This window comes from Kutzneria sp. 744 (assembly GCF_000568255.1).
Taxonomy (GTDB): domain Bacteria; phylum Actinomycetota; class Actinomycetes; order Mycobacteriales; family Pseudonocardiaceae; genus Kutzneria.
In genome coordinates, this window is record NZ_KK037166.1 from 4674882 (window position 1) to 4696594 (window position 21713).

Consider the following 21713-nt stretch of genomic DNA (forward strand, 5'->3'; position numbering starts at 1 on the left):
GAATAGTGCTGGCCATGCCGAGGAAGACCGCGACGGCGCGGCGGGCCGAGGTGCTCGAGGAGACGCTCACCCAGATCCGCGCGCTGGGCATGGCCGCCGTGCGCGTCGCCGACGTGGCCGAGGCCAGCGGCGTCAGCCCCGCCTTGATCATCTACCACTTCGGCACCAAGGAGAACCTGCTGTCCGAGGCGCTCGTGCACGCCTGCGCCCAGGATCTGTCCACTTTGGACTCCATTGTCGCCGGCCCCGGCTCGCCCGCCGCCCGGCTGCTGGCCGCCCTGGACTGGTATGCGCCGAGCGGCCCCGCCCGTGGCTGGACCATCTGGATCGACGCCTGGTCCGTCGCCCTGCGGGACAACACTTTGTCGCGGGTGTTGACCGACCTCCAGCGCCGGTGGATCGACGCCATCGCTGCCGTCATCGACGACGGCGTCACCGCCGGCCTGTTCCCTCTCGTCGACTCCGTCGCCGTGGCCGGCCGGCTCACGTCCTACCTGGACGGTCTCGCCGTGCGCTCCGTCGTGCACAGGTCCCGGCCGCCCCGGCGTGAGCTCCGCTCCGGGATCATTCGTCAGCTGGCCTGGGAGCTCTCCGTCGATCCCGCAGTGTTGGCCGACCCGTAGCAAACCTTTTCTTGACACCCTCTCGCCGGCCTTCCCATACTGAACCGCAGTTCAGCATGGGAGGTGCCGGTGGCTCCGCTGCTCGAGGTGACGTGGACCGATCCCGTCACCGATCGCCAGGGCTTCCTGGTCATCGACCGGCTCGTGCGCGGCGTCTGCTCCGGCGGTCTGCGGATGCGGGCGGGATGCACCCTCGACGAGGTTCGCGGGCTGGCTGCCGGCATGACCCGCAAAGAGGCCCTCTACTACCGGCCCTCCAACCGCTACGTTCCGCTCGGCGGAGCCAAGGGCGGCATCGACTGCGACCCTCACGATCCCCATATGCGAGGAGTCCTCACCCGCTACCTCCAAGGCGTCCGCGCCCTGGTGGAACGCCATTGGACCACCGGCGAAGACCTTGGCCTGCACCAGAAACTCATCGACGAGGTCGTCACCGAAATCGGCATGGAGAGCTCCATCCAGGCCGTCTACCCCTTGTTACCCGACCGCGCCGCCGCCATTTCCCGCCTGCGCCGGGCTTTCTCCCTCTCCGTCGACGGCATCGCGCTGCCCGACCTCGCCGGCGGCATCGGTGTCGCCGAGGCCGCCCTGGCCTCGTTGACCGAGCTCGGTCTCCCCCACGAGGGCACCCGTGCCGTCATCCAGGGCTTCGGCTCCATGGGCGGTTCCACCGCCCGTTACCTCGCCCAGGCCGGTCTGCGCATCGTCGCCGTCTCGGACGCCCTCGGCGTCATCACCAACCCCGCCGGTCTCGACGTCGAGCTCCTTCTCCACTCCCGCAACGCTTTCGGCGAGATCCCCCGCTCCTGCCTCCGCCCCGGCGACGCCGCGCTGGCCGTCGACGCCTGGCTTTCCGTCGACACCGACGTCCTCGTCCCCGCCGCCATCTCCTACTGCATCACCCCCGCCAACCAGCACCTCGTCCGCGCCCGCCTCATCGTCGAGGCCGCCAACATGCCTGTCCTCCCCGCCGCCGAAGCCTCCCTCACCGCCCGCGGCATCCAGGTAGTCCCCGACTTCGTCGCCAACTCCGCCACCAACGCCTGGTGGTGGTGGACCCTCTTCGGCGACATCGATGCCTCGGTCTCCGAGGCCACCCACCAGATCCGCACCGAGATGCACCGCATCCTCACCACCGTCTTCACCCTCGCCGGCACGACCGGCACCACCCTCCGCGAGGCCGCCAGCGCCTTCACCTCCGCGCAGATCGATGCCCTGACCAGCGCCATCCACGTCGCAACCCCCTGACCGAGCCGTGTCGGAGTGCGCCGCTACGGTGGTCTGTATGTCATCGCCGATGCTGCCGAACATCGACCTGGCGAGCCTGGCCAAGGCCGTGGACAGCCGCACCCACGCTCGCGGTGTTCAGTACGCACGGCAACGCCGGGTGCGCATGATGAGCTGGACCCGTGCCGACGGCGAGCTCGTAGGCGAAGTGGTCGGCAGCGGCGACGTCTACGCGACAACGGCATGGCTCTCGGGGACGCCGCTGAGGTTCGACGAGGGCGAATGCAGTTGCCCGGTCGGCTACAACTGCAAGCACGTCGTGGCGCTCGTGTTGAACGCGGCCGGCACCGAGAAGTCGGCGGCCCGGGCGCCCCAGAAAACCCCGCCCACCTGGCGGCAGTCCCTGGACGCGCTGTTCGAGCCGGCGCCGGGTGAGGCAGCGGGGCAGCAGCTGACGCCCCTCGCCATCGAACTGACGCTGACCGCGACGGCGAGCCCGAGATTCGGGGCGGCGGACACGCAACCCGCCCTGACGGTGTCGGCCCGCCTGGTGAAACCCGGCAAGAACGGCTGGATCGCGGCGGTGACCTGGGGACGGTTGGACTCGTACCACGCCACCGGTCACGTCGCGTCGCATGTTCGGCTGTTGCAGGAGATGCGCAACGTCTACCGGTCGGCCCGGAGCCACTACGGCAACTACTACCACTCCGACGAGAAGACGCTCGACCTGTCGGCGTTCGACAGCCATCGGCTCTGGCCGTTGCTGGACGAGGCCGAGGGCATCGGCATTCGGCTGGTGCACGGCAAAAAGCGACTGGGGGACGTGCGCCGGTACGGTTCGGCCCAGTTGCTCATGGACGTCACCCAAACGTCGTCGTCCGGGGCGCTCGCGGTCACCCCGGTGCTGCACGTGGCGAGTGAGGACGACGGGGACGCCGCCCCGTTCCGCTTCATCGGCGCGGACGGCCACGGCGTCGTTCACGTGGACCGCGCGGATGTCCGGGCCGGCGACAACCCCGCCGACTGGCGGCTGCGGCTGGCCAGGATGGCCACACCGGTGCCGGCAGCGTTGCAACGCATGGCGGAGACGAACGGACACCTGGAGATACCCGCCGCCGAGCAGGCTCGTTTCCGCGAGGAGTACTACCCACGGCTGCGGCGCGTGGCCACGGTGATCTCCTCCGACGATTCCTTCGCACCGCCGGAGATCTCCGCACCCACCTTGGTGTTGCGCGCGTCCTACGGCACGGACCACGCCCTTGGGGTGGACTGGGAATGGGCGTACGACGTCGACGGCTCGCCGTTGCGCGCGCCCCTGCACGGCGGCGCGGACGCCGGATACCGAAATCCGGCTCAGGAGAGGGAGATCCTGGCCGATCTGGACATCCCGCCGGACTGGCTGGCCCAGCTGTCCGGCCAGGACGCGAAGTTGGTCCCGCACACCGAGTTCGGCAGCATCGACACCATGCGGTTCACCACGGAACTGCTGCCGCTGCTGGCCGATCAGCCCGGCGTCACCGTCGAGGTCGACGGCCAACCCGCCGACTACCGGGAAACCGGCGACTCGCTGACCATCGGCGTGTCCACCGACGAGATCGCCGGCGACGCGGACTGGTTCGGCCTCGGCATCACCGTCTCCGTCGAGGACCGGCAGGTCCCTTTCCTAGACGTGTTCCTGGCGCTGAGCCGGGGGCAGACCCACCTGCTGCGGCCCGACGGCGCCTACTTCTCCTTGCAGAAGCCCGAGTTGCGGACACTGGGCCGGCTGATCGAGGAGGCGCGGGCGTTGCGGGACGCGCCCGCGGGCGAGCTGCGGATCAGCCGGTTCCAGGCCGGACTGTGGGCGGAGCTGGCCGAACTCGGTGTTGTCGACCGGCAGGCAGCGGCGTGGCGGCGGCAGGTGGAGGGCCTGCTGTCGATCGAGTCCGTCGAGGACAAGGAGCCACCGTCGACGCTCGACGCCCACCTGCGTCCCTACCAGCTCGCCGGGTTCCGCTGGCTGGCGTTCCTGTGGGAATGCCGGCTCGGCGGCGTGCTCGCCGACGACATGGGGCTCGGCAAGACGGTCCAGTCGCTCGCGCTGATCTGCCATGCCCGCCTGGTCGAGCCCGAGGCGCCGCCGTTCCTCATCGTCGCCCCGACCAGCGTCGTGTCGAACTGGGCGGCGGAGTCGGCGCGGTTCGCGCCGGGCCTCAAGGTGGTCGCCGTCGCCGACACCCTGCGCCGCCGCGGCCAGGCGCTCGACGAGCTGGCGGACGGCGCCGACGTGGTGATCACCTCGTACACGCTGTTCCGGCTCGACTTCGACGCCTATTCGGCGGCGGCCTGGTCCGGCCTCGTGCTGGACGAGGCGCAGGCCGTGAAGAACCACCAGTCCAAGGCCCACCAGTGCGCCCGGCTGTTGCCCGCGCCGTTCAAGCTGGCCATCACCGGCACGCCGATGGAGAACAACCTGATGGAGCTGTGGTCGCTGTTGTCGATCACCGCTCCGGGGCTGTTCCCGAGCCCGACCCGCTTCACCGACTACTACGCGCGGCCGATCGAGAAGCGGGGCGACGCCGAGCTGCTGGCCCAGTTGCGGCGTCGGGTCAAACCGCTGATGCGCCGCCGCACCAAGGAACAGGTCGCCACGGACCTGCCGGCCAAGCAGGAGCAGACGCTGGAGGTCGACCTGCATCCGAAGCACCGCAAGATCTACCAGACCCAGTTGCAGCGGGAGCGGCAGAAGGTGCTCGGCCTGGTCGACGACATGAACAAGAACCGGTTCACCATCCTGCGGTCGCTGACGCTGCTGCGCCAGCTCAGCCTGCACGCCGGGCTGGCCGACGACGCGCACGCCGCCCTGCCCAGCGCCAAGATCGACGCGCTGTGCGAGCAGCTGCGCGACGTGGTCGACGGCGGCCACCGGGCGCTGGTCTTCAGCCAGTTCACCGGTTTCCTCGGCAAGGTCCGCGAACGCCTGGTCGCCGACGGCATGGACTTCTGCTATCTCGACGGCCGGACGCGGAACCGGGCGGCCGTGCTTGAGCGGTTCAAGGACGGCTCGGCCCCGGTGTTCCTGATCAGCCTCAAGGCCGGCGGGTTCGGGCTGAACCTGACCGAGGCGGACTACTGCTTCCTGCTCGACCCCTGGTGGAATCCGGCGACGGAGGCGCAGGCCGTCGACCGCACGCACCGCATCGGGCAGACCCGCAACGTGATGGTGTACCGCCTCATCGCCAAGGACACGATCGAGGAGAAGGTCATGGCGCTCAAGGAGCGCAAGGCCCGCCTGTTCACCAGCGTCATGGACGACGGCGACGTCTTCAACAGCAGTCTGGACGCCGACGACATCCGCACCCTGTTCGCCTGATCCCGTGGCCCTGCCTTCGGCGCACGCTTGCCCTCACCGTTTTAGTCACTTAGACTAAAATGAGGGCCGGCGGGACAAAGGACGCCGATCCGACCAGCGGAGGGGAGCGCGAGATGGGGTACGGGCACTGGGATGACAACGCCTTCCAGGCGGCGAAGACGTTCAGGGCGAGGCGGGGGCTGGACGACTTCGGGTACACGGCGGATATGAGGACGCAGCACTGGTCGACGTGGCGGGCGCATCCGGCACTGGATCCGAGGGACACGTTCCGGGAGAGCAGAGACAGCGCGGACCACGCGAACTCGCTGCCGATCGCGGTGCTGTTCGACGTGACGGGGTCGATGGGGGTCGTCCCGAGGATCATGCAGGGCAAGCTGGGCCGGCTGCACGGACTGTTGCGCAGCAAGGGATACGCGGACGACCCGCAGGTGCTGTTCGGCGGCATCGGGGACGCGGACTGCGACCGGGTGCCGCTGCAGATCGGCCAGTTCGAGTCGGACAACCGCATGGACGAGCAGCTGCGGCACATCCTCCTGGAAGGAGGGGGCGGCGGGCAGAAGTCGGAAAGCTATGAGCTGGCGGCGTATTACATGGTCCAGCACGTAGCGACGGACGCGTGGGACAAGCGTGGCAGGAGGGGCTACCTGTTCCTGATCGGGGACGAGCTCAACAAGCCACGGCTGTCGGCGCGGCAGGTCCGCGAGGTGATCGGCGACAACGTGGGTCAGGACATCTCGGTGGAGTCGGTGTACCGGGAACTGGCGGCACGGTGGCACGTCTTCTACATCTTGCCCAAGCAGTCGAGCTACTATGGCGATCCGGAGATCGCGGCGCACTGGACGACGCTGCTCGGCGAGCGGTTCCTGCGGTTGGAGGACCCGGGGGCGGTGTGCGAGCTGATCGCCCTGATGGTCGGTGTCGGGGAGGGGCGCATCGACGTCGGCGGCGGGCTGGCGGACCTGCGCGACGTCGGCTCGCAAGCCGAGGCCGTGGCGGTCAGCCGCGCGCTGGAGACGCGGGTCTGACCATGGGTCTCGGGGATAAGCATGTGATCGTCGTCGATCTCGGGTTCGGCGACGCCGGCAAGGGCGCGACGGTGGACTGGTTGTGCGCCAACGGGTCCGTGAGCGCGGTGGTGCGGTTCAACGGCGGTGCACAGGCCGCGCACAACGTCGTCGCCGACGGCCGGCACCACCGGTTCGCACAGTTCGGCTCCGGCACCCTGGCCGGCGTGCCCACGCTGTTGTCGCGGCACATGCTGGTCGAGCCGATGGCGCTGGCCGCCGAATCGGTCGCGCTGGCCGGGCTCGGCGTGCCCGATCCCTTGGGGCTGCTGAACATCGACGGCGACGCGTTGCTCACCACCCCCATCCACGTGGCGGCGAACCGGGCGCGGGAGGACGCTCGGGGCGCCGCCCGCCACGGCTCGTGCGGCATGGGCATCGGCGAGACCGCTGCCTACGCGTTGGAGCACGATTCGCCCAGAGTCGCCGACTGCCAAGACATTCCCCGGCTGACCCGCCGCTTGGACGCCCTGGCCCGGCACTACGCACCCCTGATCGGCGACCGCGTCGGCACCATCGGTGAACTCGTCTCGCTCTACCGCGAGTTCGCCGCCGCCGTACGGATCGTCGGCCCGGACACACTTGCCACCTTTGCGGCCCGTGGCCGCCTGGTCTTCGAAGGGGCGCAAGGGGTTCTGCTCGACGAGTGGCGCGGCCTGCATCCGCACACCACATGGTCCACAGTGGAACCTCGCCACGCCCGTGCAATGATCACCGCCCTGGGCGAGCGCCCATACGTGCTCGGCGTGACCCGCACCTACATGACCCGCCATGGCACCGGCCCTTTCCCCACCGAGGACCCCGCCCTGGCCCTCCCCGAACCGCACAACTCCACCGGCGAGTACCAGGGCGCCTTCCGCGTCGGCCATTTCGATCCGATCCTGCTGCGCTACGCCATCGAGGCCTGCGGCGGCATCGACGGGCTCTCCGTCACCCACCTCGACCAGCACGCCAACGTGCAGTCCGCCACCGCCTACCTCACCGACGACGGCGTCATCGACTCCGTGCACTGCGGCCCGTGGCAGGACCTCGCCCATCAGAAACACCTCACCCGCCGGCTCACCTCGGCTCGTCCCGTCCTGGAGGACCTGCCCACCGACGCCGCCGACGCCATCGCCGCTCGCCTGCGCGTCCCCGTCGCCCTGACCGCCCATGGCCCCGACCGCGCCGACCGCGTGCGCACGACCTTGGTCGGTGCGGCAGGATAATCCGCTGTGTCGCACCAGATCCCTGTTCCCGACCAGTCAGCCGTTTCCGTCGACGTGCTGGCCCTGCGGTTCTGGCCCGACGACGAGACCATCCACCTGGGCATCGCCCCGCGCGCCGCCGCCCCGTTCGTCGGCCGCCTCGCCCTGCCCGGCGTCCTGCTGGCCCGCGGCGCCCGCCTCGCCGACGACGCCCGCCGCGCCGTCACCACCAAGCTCGGCGTCCCTTCCGACGCCGTCCGCGCCGTCGGTCAGCTCATCACCTTCGACGAGCCCCACCGCGATCCCCGCGGTCCCACCCTGTCGATCGCCATGTGGGCCGTCATCTCCCCCACCGACTGCTCCGCCGACTGGGCGCCGCTCGACGCCGTCCCCCCTTTGGCCTTCGACCACGACCGCATCATCACCCACTGCCGTCCCCTGCTGGCCGCCAAGCTCTGGTCCGACCTCACCTTCACCCAGGCCCTGCTCGGCGATTCCTTCTCCGCCACCCGCGCCGTCACCGCCACCGCCGCCCTCCGCGGCGCCCGCCCCAACGCCGCCAACCTCAACCGCCTCATGGCCGGCATCCCCACCCTCCACCGCACCCCCCACCAGGCCCGCCACCACTCCACCGGCCGCCCCGCCACCATCTGGACCTTCACCCCCACCGAAGAGCCCTGACCGCGCGAGAGCGAACGTTTCGGCAACGGCCAGATCCAAGGCCGATGGCACAACCGAGCGCGATGCGAAGCGAACCCCAGCTCCACAGGCAACGGCGCAGCCGAGCGCGATACGAAGCGAGCCCCAGCTCCACGGGCGACGGCGCAGCCGAGCCCGAAGGGGGGTGCAGGGGGGCGAAGCCCGCCCTGCCCGGGGGTGTGGGGGCTGGACGGGGTCAGGGATTATGAATCAGCATTTACGGTTACGCCAATCTTCGCCTAGTGTTCGGCACATAAAGCGGCCTAAATCCGCACTTCAGTGGAGCAGGGTACCCACGCATGGCGAAGCCAATGAAGCACCCGGAACGCGAAACGGCCCGCGCCCTCCGCGGGCACGGGCCGTCCATCGAGTGGAGGTGCCGGGAATCGAACCCGGGTCCTCTGTCGCCTTACCAGGGCTTCTCCGTGTGCAGTCCGCTGTGTCTCTGCTCGGCCCCACCGTTCACGCGGACGAGACGGTGTGACGGGCCCAGTCGCTGTGGATGTCCCGCAGTCCCCCGCGACCGGGTTCTGCGGTTTAGCCTCCTAGCTGATGCCGGCTACCGGGTCGGAGGCGATCCCGGGCCGACAGACACTCTCAGGCTGCTCAGGCAGCGAGGGAGTAGTCAGCGCGACTGTTAGTCTTGGCGCTTATTGGTTTGCGGCGACGCTTGAGGTGGTCTCTCGCCTGCACCTACACGCTTCCCCTGACTTGACGCACAAAGTCGAAACCGTTCACCCCCTGGTCGTGGGTCTGACACCTCTGAGCATAACGCGTCCGGGCTCCGGGTTCATCCCGGTTCACGCGAGGGCGGAGCCGCCGGCGATGAGGGTGACGGAGATCGCGGCGAGGGCGAGGCCGAAGCGCTGGACGCGGCCGGTGCGTTCCTTGAGGACGAGGCGGGCCATGAGCACGGTGGCGGCGGGGTAGAGCGAGGTCAGGACGCTGACGACGGCGAGAAGGCCGGTGCGCAGGGCGAGCAGGAACGCGGTGTTGCAGACGGCGTCGAGCAGCCCGGCGGTGACGGACAGGGCGATGACCTGGCGTTGCGGGATGCGGAACTGCCCGGCGACGAGGGCCGCGGCGAGCACGAGGGCGGTGGCGGTGCCGCGGGAGACGACCAGGGGCCACAGGCCGCCGTCGTCGGGGAGCTGGTCGAGCAGCACGAAGTAGACGGCGAAGGCGGCGCCGGAGCCGATGGTGAGCCAGCCGACGCGGGCGGTGAACCGGACGGGCCCGGCTTCGTCGACGGCGGTGCGTTCTTCACGGCTGACGAGCACGACGGCGATGACGGCCATGACGGCGCCGCCGATGGCAATGCCGCCGAGCTGCTCGCCGGTGACGAGCCCGAACACCATGGGCAGGCCGGCGACCAGCAGGGCGGTGAGCGGGGAGACGACGTTCATGGGCCCGGTGGCCAGCGCGCTGTAGAACCAGATGATGGCCAGGCCGTTGGCGGCGCCGCCGATCATGGCGATGACCAGGTCGAAGCCGCCGATGTGACCGCCGGCGAGCGGGGCGACGAGCAGCAACCCGGCCAGGCCGACGGGATAGGTCAGCAGCACGACACGCAGCACGTGGGTTCGACGGGACGCCAGCCCGCCGACGAAGTCGCTCAGCCCGTATCCCAGCGCCGCCACCAGCGCAAACACCATCGATCCCACGGCCACATCATCCAACAACCGCGATATTTGCGGAATCCTCGCCCACATGCCGAACGGATCACACTCTAGATACTCCATTCGAGTGAATCTCGACGGCAGGCGTCAGAGTTGGGCCCCGAACGTGTCCATCACAGTGTGGTCGTCCACTCCCGCATCGACGGCCCGCCGGAGGCCCCCGTTCACCCCCAGGTTCACGGACGGGGGCTTCTTCACGCCTGAAGGCCCAGCAGCCGGGCCGGCGTGTCGTGCAGCACCCGGCGCAGGAAGTCGTCGCCCAGCCCCCACGAGGAGATGGCCCGCAGCTGCGTCGCGTAGTCGTACGGGATGTTGGGGAAGTCGGTGCCCAGCACCACCCGGTCGCCGAGGTCGGCCAGCCGCGCCGACCAGTCCGCCGGCACGGGCGACATGCGCTCCGAGAACGGCGTCCCCACCATGGTGGTGTCCAGAAAAACGGTTTCATACGACGCCGCCAGCCGCAGCGCCTCGTCGAACTCCGGCATGCCGGCGTGGGCCAGCACGGCCACCAGCCGCGGGTGCCGACGCAGCACCTGCTCGAACAGGTTCAGTCCGGTGTACTCCCCCGGCACCGGCCCGTGTCCACAGTGGATGACCACCGGCACCCCGGCCTCGGCCAGCAGCCCCCATGCCGGCTCCAGCAACGGATCCCTCGGGTCGTACGCCCCGACCTGAACGTGCGCCTTCACGCACCGCGCGCCGGCCGCCACCGCCTCACCCAGATATGAGGCAACCCCAGGCTCCGGGTACAGCGTCGCCGTCGGCACCGCCCCGGACGTGCGGGACCCGAAGTCCATCGCCCACGACGTCAGCCACGCCCCCATGCCCGGCTTGTGCGGGTACACCAGCGGCGCGAACCCGGTCACGCCGAACGACACCAGCCGAGCCAGCCGCTCCGCCTCCGGCAGTCGATAGTGGACCGGCCACTCCACGCCATAGTGGACGACGGCGTCGTCGAAGTACGCCCATACCTTGTCCATCATCCGCGTGGGCAGGAAGTGCACGTGCAGATCGACGATGCCGGGCAGCCCCAGCGACCGCACCCACCCGGCGATCTCGGAGTCATCAGCCGGCACTCAGACCTCTCCCCTCCGGCCCCGAGAGCCCGCTCGGCCCCGCCGGTGCTTCGCACGGTTGCCGGATTTCGCCCGCCGCCACCCAACGCGCCCACCCACCCGAGCCGACGCGGCGGGCTAAATCCGGCAAGGGCGAGGCACCGGTCACGAGGGGCCGAGCCGCGCTGCCGGAGGCGGCGCCAACAAGCACAGCTAATCCCTACGGCCCTTCAGCCAGCGGCCCATGGCGCGGCTGGTCTCGCGCTCCGCGTCCTTCTTGGCCAAGGTCTGCCGCTTGTCCCAGGACTTCTTGCCCTTGGCCAGCGCCAGCTCGACCTTGACCTTGCCGTCCTTGAAGTACATGGACAGCGGCACCAGGCTCAGGCCGCTCTCCTTGGTCTTGCCGATGAGCTTGAGGATCTCGGCCTTGTGCAGCAACAGTTTCCGGTTGCGGCGCGGCTCGTGGTTGGTCCACGTGCCCATCTCGTACTCGGTGATGTGCAACCCGCGCAGCCAGACCTCTCCGTCGTCGACGGTGGCGAAGGCGTCCACAAGGGACGCCCGGCCGGCCCGCAGGCTCTTCACCTCGGTGCCCATGAGGACGACACCGCACTCGTAGGTGTCCACGATGGCGTAGTCGTGGCGCGCCTTGCGGTTGGTCGCGATGGCCTTGCGGCCCTGTTCCTTGGGCATGATTCGATTTTACGTCCGCGCGCCAGCCGGTTACTACAGCCGCACGTACAGGCGCAGGGTCACGTAGCCGGTGATGGCCGAGATGACCGCGGACACGCCGACCAGGATCGGCGAGATGGCCACCACGTCCAGCAGGTCCAGCCGCGGCAGCACGCCGGACGCGATGGGCCCGGACAGGGCGGCGTCGAGGAAGAACTCCTTGAGCACGGCGAGGCCGATGATGCCGAGCACGGAGCCGATGATGCCGGCGACCACGGCCTCGATGAGGAACGGCAGCTGGGTGTACCAGCGGGTCGCGCCGACCAGGCGCATGATGCCGACCTCGACCCTTCGGGTGAACGCCGACACCTGGATCGTGTTGGATATCAGCAGCACCGCCGCCGCGGCCTGGATGAGGGCGACGACGAACACCGCGTACCGGATGCTGTCCAGGATGCCGAAGAAGCGCTGCAGGAACACGCCCTGGTCGTCGACGGTCTTCACGCCCGGCTTGCCGGCGAAGGCCTTGACCAGCACGTCGGCCCGGCTCGGATCGGTCAGCTTGATCTGCAGCGTCGCCGGCAGCGACTCCGGCCGGGTCAGCCGCAGCAGCTCCGGCTCGGCCTGGAACAGCTGCTGGAACCGCTGGAAGCTCTGGTCGCGGTTCTGGAAGGTGACGGTCTCCACGTTGCTCGAGCCCTGGAGCTCGCGCTGGAGGTTGGCGCAGATCGACGAGGAGCAGCTCTTGTCGTTGGCGCTGATGTCGTCGGTGAGGCTCACCATGACCTGCACCTTGTCGGAGTAGATCAGCTGCATCTTGTCGATCATGCGGACGATGAGCAGACCACCGCCGAGCAGGCCGAGCGAGATCGCCGTGGTCAGGATCATCGCGATGGTCATCGTGATGTTCCGGCGCAGCCCGGTGATCACTTCGCTGAAGACGAAACTGGCACGCATCGGGGTTGACGTTCCTTGGCTCGGGGATTCATCAGCGACCGCGGGGGACGGGCGCCTGCGGTCGCTAGCGGCCGACTCCGTAGACGCCCCTGGCGTCGTCGCGGATGACCTTGCCGTGGTCGAGCTCCACCACGCGGCGCCGCATGGAGTCGACGATCGAGTGGTCGTGGGTGGCCATCAGGACCGTGGTGCCGGTGCGGTTGATCCGCTCCAGCAGCAGCATGATGTCCTGGCTGGTGTCGGGGTCGAGGTTTCCGGTCGGCTCGTCGGCGATGAGCACCAGCGGCCGGTTGACGAAGGCACGGGCGATCGCCACCCGCTGCTGCTCGCCGCCGGACAGCTCCGTGGGCATGCGGTCGGCCTTGCCGTCCAGGCCGACCAGCTGGAGGACCTCGGGCACGACCTTCTGGATGGTGTGCCGAGGCTTGCCGATCACCTCCAGCGCGAAGGCGACGTTCTCGGCCACCGTCTTGGTCGGCAGCAGCCGGAAGTCCTGGAAGACGCAGCCGATGGACTGGCGCAGCCGTGGCACCCGCCGTCGTGCCATCTTGGCCACGTCGAAGTTGGACACGTAGACGCGCCCCTTGCTCGGCACCTCTTCGCGCAACAGCAGCCGCAGGAAGGTGGACTTCCCGGAGCCGGACGGGCCGATGAGGAACACGAACTCGCCCTTGCCCATCTCGACACTCACGTTGTCGAGGGCGGGCCGGGTCGAGGTCTTGTAGACCTTGGTGACGTGTTCTAGCCGGATCACGGTCGGCGAGCTTACCCGCGACCGTTACCGGCCTGACATCTAGCCCCGTCCGGGTGAGATTTCGACAGCCTCAGCTCACACGGATTTCATGACATCCGGTCACTGCCCGGAGCTGCGACGCCACCGGATACCGGCCTCGAGGAAGCCGTCGATGTCCCCGTCGAGCACGGCCGTGGGGTTGCCGACCTCGAACTCGGTCCGCAGGTCCTTGACCATCTGGTACGGGTGCAGCACGTACGAGCGCATCTGGTTTCCCCAGCTGGAGCCGCCGTCGCCCTTGAGCGCGTTGATCTTGGCCTGCTCCTCCTGGCGGCGCCGCTCCAGCAGCTTGGCCTGGAGCACGGCCATCGCGGACGCCTTGTTCTGCAGCTGCGAGCGCTCGTTCTGGCAGGACACCACGATGCCGGTCGGGATGTGGGTCAGCCGGACCGCGGAGTCGGTCGTGTTGACGCCCTGGCCGCCAGGGCCGGACGAGCGGTACACGTCGACCCGCAGCTCCTTCTCGTCGATGTCGATGTGGTCGGTCTGCTCCACCACGGGGACCACCTCGACGCCGGCGAACGAGGTCTGGCGGCGGCCCTGGTTGTCGAACGGCGAGATGCGCACCAGCCGGTGCGTGCCCTGCTCGACCGAGAGCGTGCCGTAGGCGTACGGGGCCTTCACCTGGAAGGTCGCCGACTTGATGCCGGCCTCTTCCGCGTAGGAGGTGTCGTAGACCTCGGTCGTGTAGCCGTGGCGCTCGGCCCAGCGCAGGTACATGCGCATGAGCATCTCGGCGAAGTCGGCCGCGTCCACGCCGCCGGCCTCGGAGCGCACGGTGACCAGCGCCTGGCGCTCGTCGTACTCGCCGGACAGCAGGGTGCGGACCTCGAGCTGGGCGATCTCCTCGCGCAGCTTGGACCGGTCGGCGTCGGCCTCGGCCACGCTGTCCGCGTCGTCGGCGTCCTCGGCCAGCTCGTAGAGCACGGCCACGTCGTCCAGGCGGGACCGGACGTTGGTCACGCGGCGCAGTTCGCCCTGCTTGTGGGAGAGCTGGCTGGTGACCTGCTGGGCGGTCTCGACGTCGTCCCACAGGTCCGGACGGGCCGCATCAGCCTCCAGGCGCTCGATGTCCGCGCGCAGCTTGTCGAGGTCCATGACGGCCTCGACGCTCGCCAGGGTCGCGGACAGGTCCTTGAGGTCGGCTTCTACGTCCGGGTTCACAACAAACAAGATTACGTCAGAGCGAGGTATCACCGCCGAGGCGGTGGCCATCGGCGGTGAAACTCGTCCCCATTCAGCTCGTCGGGATGCTCTCCAGGAGCTTCAGCACGGCCTTGGCGTGGGCGAGCGCGAACTCGGCCACCGCCTTGGCGTACGGGTCCTCGGCCGACTTCGCGGCCGACCGGTGGGTCTCCTGCTCCGCCCCGTAGACCACCTTGGCCGACTCGACCAGTCCGGCGCGCTGCTTGGGCGTCAGCGAGCTGGCGTGCACCAGCCGCAGGATCAGCGGCGAGCGCAGGTGGTCGGGACCGGGTTCGGTGGTCAGCCAGGTCTTGAAGGCCTTCTTGCCGGCAGCGGTGATCACGTACTGCTGGCTGGAGCGGGGGCCCTGCTTGCCCAACTTGAGCAGGCCCTGCTCGGCCAGCGCCGGCAGCTCCCGGTAGACCTGGCTGCGGGTCACGCTGAAGAACGCGCCGAAGCGCTCACCGGCCGCCGTGACCAGCTGCCCGCCGGTCTTGGGACCGTCGTGCAGCAATCCGAGCAGTGCAGCGGCAGTTGCGTTCAGTTCAGACACCCCACTACGGTGCCACGGCAACGAGCGGCTGTCCACAATGGTCTGCCGTTCAGTCCACAGTGGCTGATCACCGAATGGCCTTGCGGTTGCGCCGTCCGGAGCAGCCGGCATGCCCTTCGTTACCCAATCGGCGCAAGAATCCGGCCGCTGGAGGGTGGCGAGAACTGGGAGTAAGCCGCAGAATCCCCCGGGTGACCGCTCCGACCACCACACATTCATCCTTCCACCGACGGGCGCGGATCCGTTCCGCCGTTGGGAGGAGCTAGGCGATGTTCGGCTTCCTTGTTCGCCGACTGATCAATTACATCGTGCTCTGCGTGGTGGCGACATTCCTGTCCTTCACGCTGTCCTCGATCTCGTTCGACCCGTTGAGCCTGCTCAGGCAGCACAACCCGCCGCCACCCGCGGCCACGATCGAGGCCAAGCGCGTCGAGCTGCACCTGGACCAACCGATCCCGGTGCGCTTCCTGACCTGGGGCGAAGGCGTTCTGCACGGCGACTTCGGCGAGACCACCAAGGACCACGCGATCACCGAGGAGCTGTGGCGCCGGGTCGGGGTGAGCCTGCGGTTGTTCCTGCTGGGCATCACCATCGGCATCGCGCTCGGTGTGTTGATCGGGGTAGCCAGCGCCGTCCGTCAGTACAAACTTTTCGACTACATATCGACCTTCTTCTCCTATGTGATCCTCGCGACCCCGGTGCTCGTGCTCGGTCCGTTGGTGAAGCAGGTTGCCCAGGCGATCAACAACGCCACCGGCAGCGAGTGGCTCCAGTTCACCGGTGAGTACAGCGGAACGCTCGACGCCGACGCCGGCTGGCTGGCCGCGTTCGACGAACGGCTGCGCTTCCTGATCGTGCCGACAGTGACCATCGTCCTGGGCCAGATCGCCTACTACAGCCGCTATCAGCGCAGCGCGATGCTGGACGTCCTCGGCAGCGACTTCCTCCGTACGGCGCAGGCGAAGGGCCTCACCCGTCGGCGCGCGTTCTTCAAGCACGGCCTGCGCACCGCGCTGATTCCGATGGCCACGTTGTTCGCCTTCGGTTTCGGCCTGCTGGTGGTGGGCGGCGTGTTCACCGAGACCATCTTCAACTGGCAGGGCATGGGGGCCTGGCTGGTGCAGGGCATCAACGACCAGGACACCAACGTGACCGCCACGGTGACGTTGTTCGTGGCCGTCTGCGTCCTGTTGTCCGGCTGGCTGTCCGACGTCCTGTACGCCCTGCTCGACCCGCGGATCCGGGTGTAGGAGGCCAGAAGCACATGAGCACCACCGTGAACCCGGCCGCCGCGCAGGACGCCGCGGCCGACATCGTGACCAGCAAGCCGGTCTCCCGCGGCGCCTTGGTGCGCCGCCGTTTCATGCGCAACCGCTGGGCGCTGGGCGGCATCGTCGTCATCGTCCTGCTGTACGTCGTGGCCTTCAGCTATCCGCTGTTCTCCCCGTACAGCTACGAGTTCCACGACACGAGCCTCACCTACGACCCGCCGTCGCTCTCGCACTGGTTCGGCACCGACAACATCGGCACCGACATGTTCGTGGCGTCCATGCGCGGTCTGCAGAAGTCGCTGACGATCGGCCTGCTGGTGGGCGTGATCTCGACCGCGTTGTCGGCGGTCGTCGGCGCCGCGGCGGGCTTCTTCGGCGGCATCACCGACCGCGCCCTGATGTGGCTGGTCGACCTGCTGCTGGTGCTGCCGTCGTTCCTGATCATCAGCATCGCCAGCCCGCTGTTCAAGGGCTCCAGCTGGTTGATCCTGGTCGTGCTGCTGGTGGCCTTCCAGTGGATGATCACCGCTCGCATCGTGCGCGGCATGACGCTGACGCTCAAGACGCGGGAGTACGTGAGCGCCGCGCGTTTCATGGGGCAGTCCCCGTGGCGCACCATCTTCAAGCACATCGTACCGAACATGTCGTCGTTGCTGATCGTGGACGCGACGATCAACGTCGGCAGCGCGGTGCTGCAGGAGTCGGGCCTGAGCTACTTCGGCTTCGGCGTGCAGCCGCCGGACGTCTCGCTGGGCACGCTGATCTCGGTCGGCACCGGTTCGGCGTTGACCTTCCCGTGGCTGTTCTACGCGCCCGCGGTGCTGCTGATCATCACTCTGCTGTCGGTCGCCGTGGTCGGCGACGGCCTGCGCGACGCGCTGGACCCGACGGCGTCCCGCGCCCGCCGGCGCGAGAAGCGAAAGGACAAGCTGGCGTGAGCGAGCTCGCGAGCGAACCATTCAACACAGCGCGTGCGCGAACGCGGACACCGAGCGCTGGCGAGGTGCTGCAGTGAGCGCCTCCGAGATCACGCTGGACGAGGGTCTCCTCGACGGCGCCGGAGACGGACCGGTCCTTGAGGTCGCCGACCTCGACGTCTCCTTCCCGAGCGAGTCCGGCCGCGTGCACGCGGTGCGCGGCCTGACCTACCAGGTGGCCCGCGGCGAGGTGCTGGGCATCGTCGGCGAGTCGGGCTCCGGCAAGTCGGTGTCCTCGCTGGCCGTGATGGGCCTGCTGCCCGAACAGGCACGGATCACCGGTTCCATCCGCTTCCAGGGCCAGCAGCTGCTGGGCCTTTCCGATGTGCAGCTGTCGAAGATCCGGGGCCGCCGGATCTCCATGGTCTTCCAGGACCCGCTGTCCGCGCTGACGCCGGTGTACACCGTCGGCGACCAGATCGCGGAGGCGCTGCTCATCCACGGCCGGGGCAAGGTGAGCAAGCACGCCGCGGCCAACCGTTCGGTGGAGCTGCTCGACCTGGTCGGCATCCCGAACGCGGCGGCCCGCGCCAAGGCGTTCCCGCACGAGTTCTCCGGCGGCATGCGGCAGCGCGCGGTGATCGCCATGGCCATCGCCAACGACCCGGACCTGATCATCGCCGACGAGCCGACCACCGCGCTGGACGTGACCGTGCAGGCGCAGGTGCTCGAGGTGCTCAAGACGGCCAAGGAGGTGACCGGCGCCGGCATCGTGATCATCACCCACGACCTCGGCGTGGTCGCCGGCTTCGCCGACCGGCTGATGGTGATGTACGCCGGCAAGGCCGTGGAGACCGGGCACGTCAACGAGGTCTACCAGCAGCCGCGCATGCCGTACACGCTCGGCCTGCTGGGCTCGCTGCCCCGGGTGGACGCCGCCGAGAAGCTGCCGCTGGTGCCGATCAAGGGCCAGCCGCCGTCGCTGACGGACCTGCCGCCGGGTTGTCCGTTCGCGCCGCGCTGTCCGATGGCCGTGGACGACTGCCTCACCGAGGAGCCGGCGCTGTCCGAAGTGGACAGCACGAGTGGACACCGGGCGGCCTGCATCCGCAGCGCCGAGCTGGCCGCGACCGAGGCCGCCGCCGACGAGATCGAGGGCGTGGACGCCAGCAACGCGGCCGCGATCGAGACGGCCGTCGAGGTGTTCGGCGCGGAGCTGGTCGCGGAGCCCAAGGCCGCGCTGCGGCCGCGGACCGAGCGGCCGACCGTGCTCGGGGTCGAGTCGTTGGTCAAGCACTTCTCGGTGACCAAGGGCGTCGTGCTCAAGCGCAAGGTCGGCACCGTGCACGCGGTGGACGGCGTCAGCTTCGAGGTGCGCGAGCAGGAAACCCTTGGCCTGGTTGGGGAATCTGGCTGCGGCAAGACCACGACGCTGATGGAGATCCTCGGCCTGACCCGGCCGACCGGCGGCAACATCTCCGTGCTGGGCAAGGACGTGTCCACCCTGGACGCCAAGGGGCGCAAGGCGATCCGCCGGGACATGCAGGTCGTGTTCCAGGATCCGCTGGCCTCGCTCGATCCCCGTATGCCGGTCGGCGACGTGATCGCGGAACCCATGCAGGTGCACGGTTTCGACGCGGCTCGGATCAACAAGCGCATCCCGGAGCTGCTGGACCTGGTCGGCCTGCGGCCCGAGTACGCCGACCGGTACCCCAACGAGTTCTCCGGCGGCCAGCGGCAGCGCATCGGCATCGCCCGCGCGCTGGCGCTGGAGCCGAAGCTGCTGGTGCTGGACGAGCCGGTGTCCGCGCTGGACGTGTCCATCCAGGCCGGCGTGATCAACCTGCTGGACAAGCTCAAGGCCGAGCTCGGACTGTCCTATTTGTTCGTGGCCCACGACCTGTCCGTGGTCCGGCACATCGCCGACCGGGTGGCCGTGATGTACCTCGGCAAGATCATCGAGATCGGCGACGTCGACTCGGTGTTCGGCGCGCCCAGCCACCCCTACACCCAGGCCCTGCTGTCCGCGATCCCGATCCCGGACCCGGTCAAGGAGCGTGCGCGCGAGCGCATCATCCTGTCCGGCGATCTGCCCAGCCCGGCGAACCCGCCGTCCGGCTGTCGATTCCGCACCCGTTGCTTCCTGCACGCCACACTGTCCGACTCGGACAAGGCGAAATGCATCGAGGTGGAGCCGCCCCGTGAGTCCCAGGGCGAGGATCACGAAGTGGCCTGTCATTTCGCCCGAACGAAACAGGTGGTCTGAAACCGATGAACAAGAAGCTACTGGGGGCGTTGGCCGCCTACTTCACGCCGGGCAACACCCAGCAGAACTACAGCGCGATCGGCAACGACACCATCAACAAGCTTCTCGACCAGGCCGGCTCCGAGCTGGACGAGAACAAGCGCGTCGACCTGATCCAGCAGGCCGACACCGACATCTGGAAGGAAGGGCACCTGCTGCCCACCTACCAGGTCCCCGGCGCCTACGCGGTGCGCAACACGCTCGCCAACTTCGGCGCGTTCGGCTTCGCGCAGTACCCGTTCGACTACGCGAACATGGGCTTCCTCAAGTGATCAGACGGACGATTCCGTGACAGCTGGCCCGGCGACCACAGTGTCGCCGGGCCAGTGTCGCAACTGGGGAGGAATCACCCAAGGTGCGCGCCGGACAACACCAGGTGACCGGGGCGGGCCGTGGGCGGACAGGCAAACCGGCCGACGACGCCGTCGGACGGTCACGAGGAACAACGGAGGTCAGTTCGATGGGCAGAAGGAAGGTGCTGGCGCTCGCGGCGCCGGTGCTCGCGGCGGCGCTCACCCTCAGCGCCTGCGGCGGCGGAGGTGGTGGCGGACAACTGCCGCAGGGCGATCAGAAGGCCGGCGTCAACGACATCAACCCGCAGCCGGACGACAACATCAAGGACGGCGGCACCCTCCAGTTCGCCATCGACTCGCCGTCCGCGAACTGGAACCAGAACCAGGTCGACGGCAACGACGTCGCCAGCGCCCGGATGTCCAACACGCTGGAGCCGTGGATCTTCACCGAGAAGGCCGACGCCACGCTCGAGCTCAACAAGGACTACCTGACCTCGGCGGACGTCGTGTCCACCAGTCCGCAGGTGCTCGAGTTCAAGATCAATCCCAAGGCGAAGTGGTCCAACGGCCGGGCCATGAGCTGGGAGGACTTCGAGTGGCAGTGGAAGGCCCAGAACGGCACCAACCCGGCCTACCAGCCCAACACCACGACCGGCTACGAGAACATCTCCAAGGTCGAGCGGGGCTCGGACGACCAGGACGTCAAGATCACCTTCGACAAGCCCTTCGGTGAGTGGAAGGGCCTGTTCAGCCCGCTCTACCCGAAGGAGCTGAACTCCGACCCGACCGAGTTCAACACCGGCTGGGTGGACGAGCCGAAGATCACCGGCGCCGCGTTCAAGATCGGCAAGATCGACCTGACCGCGAAGACCGTCTCGGTCGTTCGCGACCCGAACTGGTGGGGCAAGAAGCCGCACCTGGACGGCATCCTGTTCAAGGTGCTGACCCGTCCGACCATGCCCGACGCGATGCAGTCCGGCGCGATCGACGTGGCCGACACCAACGCGCTGCTGGACGCCATCACCCGCTACAAGACGATGCAGAACGTCTCGCTGCGCCAAGCCGTCGCGCCGGACACCGTGCACCTGACGCTCAACGGCGGCGAGGGCCGCATCTTGGCCGACCAGAAGCTGCGGCAGATCGTGTTCGAGGCCATTGACCGCAAGGCCATCGCCAACGCCGAGGTCGGCAAGATCACGCCCAACCCGCCGCTGCTGGGCAACCACATCTTCGCCCAGGGCACCAAGGAGTACAAGGACAACTCCGGCGACCTGAAGTTCAGCGTGGACAAGGCGAAGACCGACCTGGACGCGCTGGGCTGGAAGCAGAACGGCCAGTTCCGGTCCAAGGACGGCAAGGAGCTGGACATCACCTACGTCAGCTCCAGCACGCCGGCCTCCGACGACACCGGCAAGATCCTGCAGCAGCAGCTGGCCCAGGTCGGCGTCAAGGTCACCATCAACGCGGTGCCCACCGCCGACTTCTTCCCGAAGTACGTCAACGTCGGCAACTTCGACCTGGCCACCTTCCGCTGGATCGGCGGCAGCACGCCGGCGTCCGGCCAGAAGGGCGCCTACTCGCTCGACCTGGCGAACCCGGCCAACGTGCAGCAGAACTACGGCCACGTCGGCAACAAGGCCATCAACGACGCCTTCAACAGCGCCGTGGCCGAGCTGGACGACACCAAGCGCGCCCAGGACGTCAACGACATCGACAAGATGCTCTGGGACGTCGCGGGCGAGCTGCCGCTGTACCAGCTGCCGGGCGCGGTCGCCACGAAGAAGACCGTCGCCAACTACGGCGCCATGGGCTTCGCGACCAACCCGATCGACTACATCAACATCGGCTTCACCAAGTAATCGCTGACCGGGAGAGGGGCCT

18 protein-coding genes and 1 other RNA gene are annotated in these 21713 nt (G+C 68.6%); 11 read left to right on the forward strand and 8 right to left on the reverse strand.

Annotation, left to right across the window (positions count from 1 at the left end):
* Positions 1-14: 14 nt before the first annotated feature.
* From KUTG_RS20775 to KUTG_RS20800, 6 genes are all read left to right on the forward strand, one after another.
* Positions 15-623 (forward strand): TetR/AcrR family transcriptional regulator, encoded by a 609-nt coding sequence (locus KUTG_RS20775; protein WP_043730100.1) that lies wholly within the window; start codon positions 15-17, stop codon positions 621-623.
* Between the two features lie 69 nt (positions 624-692).
* Positions 693-1871 carry a Glu/Leu/Phe/Val dehydrogenase dimerization domain-containing protein gene (locus KUTG_RS20780; RefSeq protein WP_232240880.1) on the forward strand — a complete coding sequence of 393 codons (1179 nt, stop codon included), beginning with the start codon at positions 693-695 and terminating at the stop codon, positions 1869-1871.
* A gap of 37 nt (positions 1872-1908) precedes the next feature.
* Positions 1909-5202 carry a DEAD/DEAH box helicase gene (locus KUTG_RS20785; RefSeq protein ID WP_198047256.1) on the forward strand — a complete coding sequence of 1098 codons (3294 nt, stop codon included), beginning with the start codon at positions 1909-1911 and terminating at the stop codon, positions 5200-5202.
* 113 nt (positions 5203-5315) lie between these two features.
* Positions 5316-6227, forward strand: a complete 912-nt coding sequence (locus KUTG_RS20790) for a hypothetical protein (protein ID WP_043718916.1) — start codon at positions 5316-5318, stop codon at positions 6225-6227.
* Positions 6228-6250: 23 nt separating this feature from the next.
* Positions 6251-7474, forward strand: a complete 1224-nt coding sequence (locus KUTG_RS20795) for an adenylosuccinate synthetase (protein ID WP_232240881.1) — start codon at positions 6251-6253, stop codon at positions 7472-7474.
* Between the two features lie 6 nt (positions 7475-7480).
* Complete coding sequence (locus KUTG_RS20800; RefSeq protein ID WP_232240882.1) at positions 7481-8134, forward strand: NUDIX hydrolase; 654 nt, start codon at positions 7481-7483, stop codon at positions 8132-8134.
* A gap of 386 nt (positions 8135-8520) precedes the next feature.
* Here KUTG_RS20800 and ssrA read toward each other — a convergent pair.
* The 8 genes from ssrA to KUTG_RS20835 form a co-directional block, all read right to left on the reverse strand.
* Positions 8521-8894: a transfer-messenger RNA gene (gene ssrA, locus KUTG_RS55370) on the reverse strand.
* A gap of 58 nt (positions 8895-8952) precedes the next feature.
* Entirely contained in the window at positions 8953-9807 is an 855-nt protein-coding gene (locus KUTG_RS20805) for a DMT family transporter (RefSeq protein ID WP_052395122.1), read from the reverse strand.
* A gap of 218 nt (positions 9808-10025) precedes the next feature.
* Positions 10026-10907: an amidohydrolase family protein gene (locus KUTG_RS20810; protein ID WP_043718917.1), complete on the reverse strand. Its 882-nt coding sequence runs from the start codon at positions 10905-10907 to the stop codon at positions 10026-10028.
* Between the two features lie 192 nt (positions 10908-11099).
* Entirely contained in the window at positions 11100-11579 is a 480-nt protein-coding gene (gene smpB / locus KUTG_RS20815) for an SsrA-binding protein SmpB (protein WP_043718918.1), read from the reverse strand.
* A gap of 33 nt (positions 11580-11612) precedes the next feature.
* Entirely contained in the window at positions 11613-12515 is a 903-nt protein-coding gene (gene ftsX, locus KUTG_RS20820; RefSeq protein WP_043718919.1) for a permease-like cell division protein FtsX, read from the reverse strand.
* 64 nt (positions 12516-12579) lie between these two features.
* Positions 12580-13269, reverse strand: a complete 690-nt coding sequence (ftsE, locus tag KUTG_RS20825; RefSeq protein WP_043718920.1) for a cell division ATP-binding protein FtsE — start codon at positions 13267-13269, stop codon at positions 12580-12582.
* A gap of 99 nt (positions 13270-13368) precedes the next feature.
* On the reverse strand, positions 13369-14472 hold the full coding sequence (gene prfB / locus KUTG_RS20830) for a peptide chain release factor 2 (protein WP_043718921.1): 1104 nt from the start codon (positions 14470-14472) through the stop codon (positions 13369-13371).
* A gap of 73 nt (positions 14473-14545) precedes the next feature.
* Positions 14546-15046: a PadR family transcriptional regulator gene (locus KUTG_RS20835; RefSeq protein WP_043730106.1), complete on the reverse strand. Its 501-nt coding sequence runs from the start codon at positions 15044-15046 to the stop codon at positions 14546-14548.
* A gap of 269 nt (positions 15047-15315) precedes the next feature.
* Between KUTG_RS20835 and KUTG_RS20840 the strand changes: the two genes are divergently transcribed.
* The 5 genes from KUTG_RS20840 to KUTG_RS20860 all read left to right on the forward strand — a co-directional run bounded on the left by KUTG_RS20840 (position 15316) and on the right by KUTG_RS20860 (position 21691).
* Entirely contained in the window at positions 15316-16296 is a 981-nt protein-coding gene (locus tag KUTG_RS20840; RefSeq protein ID WP_043718922.1) for an ABC transporter permease, read from the forward strand.
* Positions 16297-16310: 14 nt separating this feature from the next.
* Complete coding sequence (locus KUTG_RS20845) at positions 16311-17255, forward strand: ABC transporter permease (protein ID WP_043718923.1); 945 nt, start codon at positions 16311-16313, stop codon at positions 17253-17255.
* Positions 17256-17328: 73 nt separating this feature from the next.
* On the forward strand, positions 17329-19500 hold the full coding sequence (locus KUTG_RS20850) for an ABC transporter ATP-binding protein (protein ID WP_157494682.1): 2172 nt from the start codon (positions 17329-17331) through the stop codon (positions 19498-19500).
* Positions 19501-19505: 5 nt separating this feature from the next.
* On the forward strand, positions 19506-19811 hold the full coding sequence (locus tag KUTG_RS20855; RefSeq protein ID WP_043718925.1) for a hypothetical protein: 306 nt from the start codon (positions 19506-19508) through the stop codon (positions 19809-19811).
* A 188-nt stretch (positions 19812-19999) separates the two neighbouring features.
* The gene (locus tag KUTG_RS20860; RefSeq protein ID WP_043718926.1) at positions 20000-21691 is read left to right on the forward strand and encodes an ABC transporter family substrate-binding protein; all 1692 of its coding nucleotides are present in this window, start codon (positions 20000-20002) and stop codon (positions 21689-21691) included.
* Positions 21692-21713: the final 22 nt, after the last annotated feature.

Coding starts and splice junctions, on each gene's coding strand:
- smpB (WP_043718918.1), bottom strand. CDS start 11,579: ATGCCCAAGGAACAGGGCCGCAAGGCCATCGCGACCAACCGCAAGGCG.
- KUTG_RS20845 (WP_043718923.1), top strand. CDS start 16,311: ATGAGCACCACCGTGAACCCGGCCGCCGCGCAGGACGCCGCGGCCGAC.
- ftsX (WP_043718919.1), bottom strand. CDS start 12,515: ATGCGTGCCAGTTTCGTCTTCAGCGAAGTGATCACCGGGCTGCGCCGG.
- KUTG_RS20860 (WP_043718926.1), top strand. CDS start 20,000: ATGGGCAGAAGGAAGGTGCTGGCGCTCGCGGCGCCGGTGCTCGCGGCG.
- KUTG_RS20840 (WP_043718922.1), top strand. CDS start 15,316: ATGTTCGGCTTCCTTGTTCGCCGACTGATCAATTACATCGTGCTCTGC.
- KUTG_RS20855 (WP_043718925.1), top strand. CDS start 19,506: ATGAACAAGAAGCTACTGGGGGCGTTGGCCGCCTACTTCACGCCGGGC.
- KUTG_RS20790 (WP_043718916.1), top strand. CDS start 5,316: ATGGGGTACGGGCACTGGGATGACAACGCCTTCCAGGCGGCGAAGACG.
- KUTG_RS20805 (WP_052395122.1), bottom strand. CDS start 9,807: ATGGTGTTTGCGCTGGTGGCGGCGCTGGGATACGGGCTGAGCGACTTC.
- KUTG_RS20775 (WP_043730100.1), top strand. CDS start 15: ATGCCGAGGAAGACCGCGACGGCGCGGCGGGCCGAGGTGCTCGAGGAG.
- KUTG_RS20785 (WP_198047256.1), top strand. CDS start 1,909: ATGTCATCGCCGATGCTGCCGAACATCGACCTGGCGAGCCTGGCCAAG.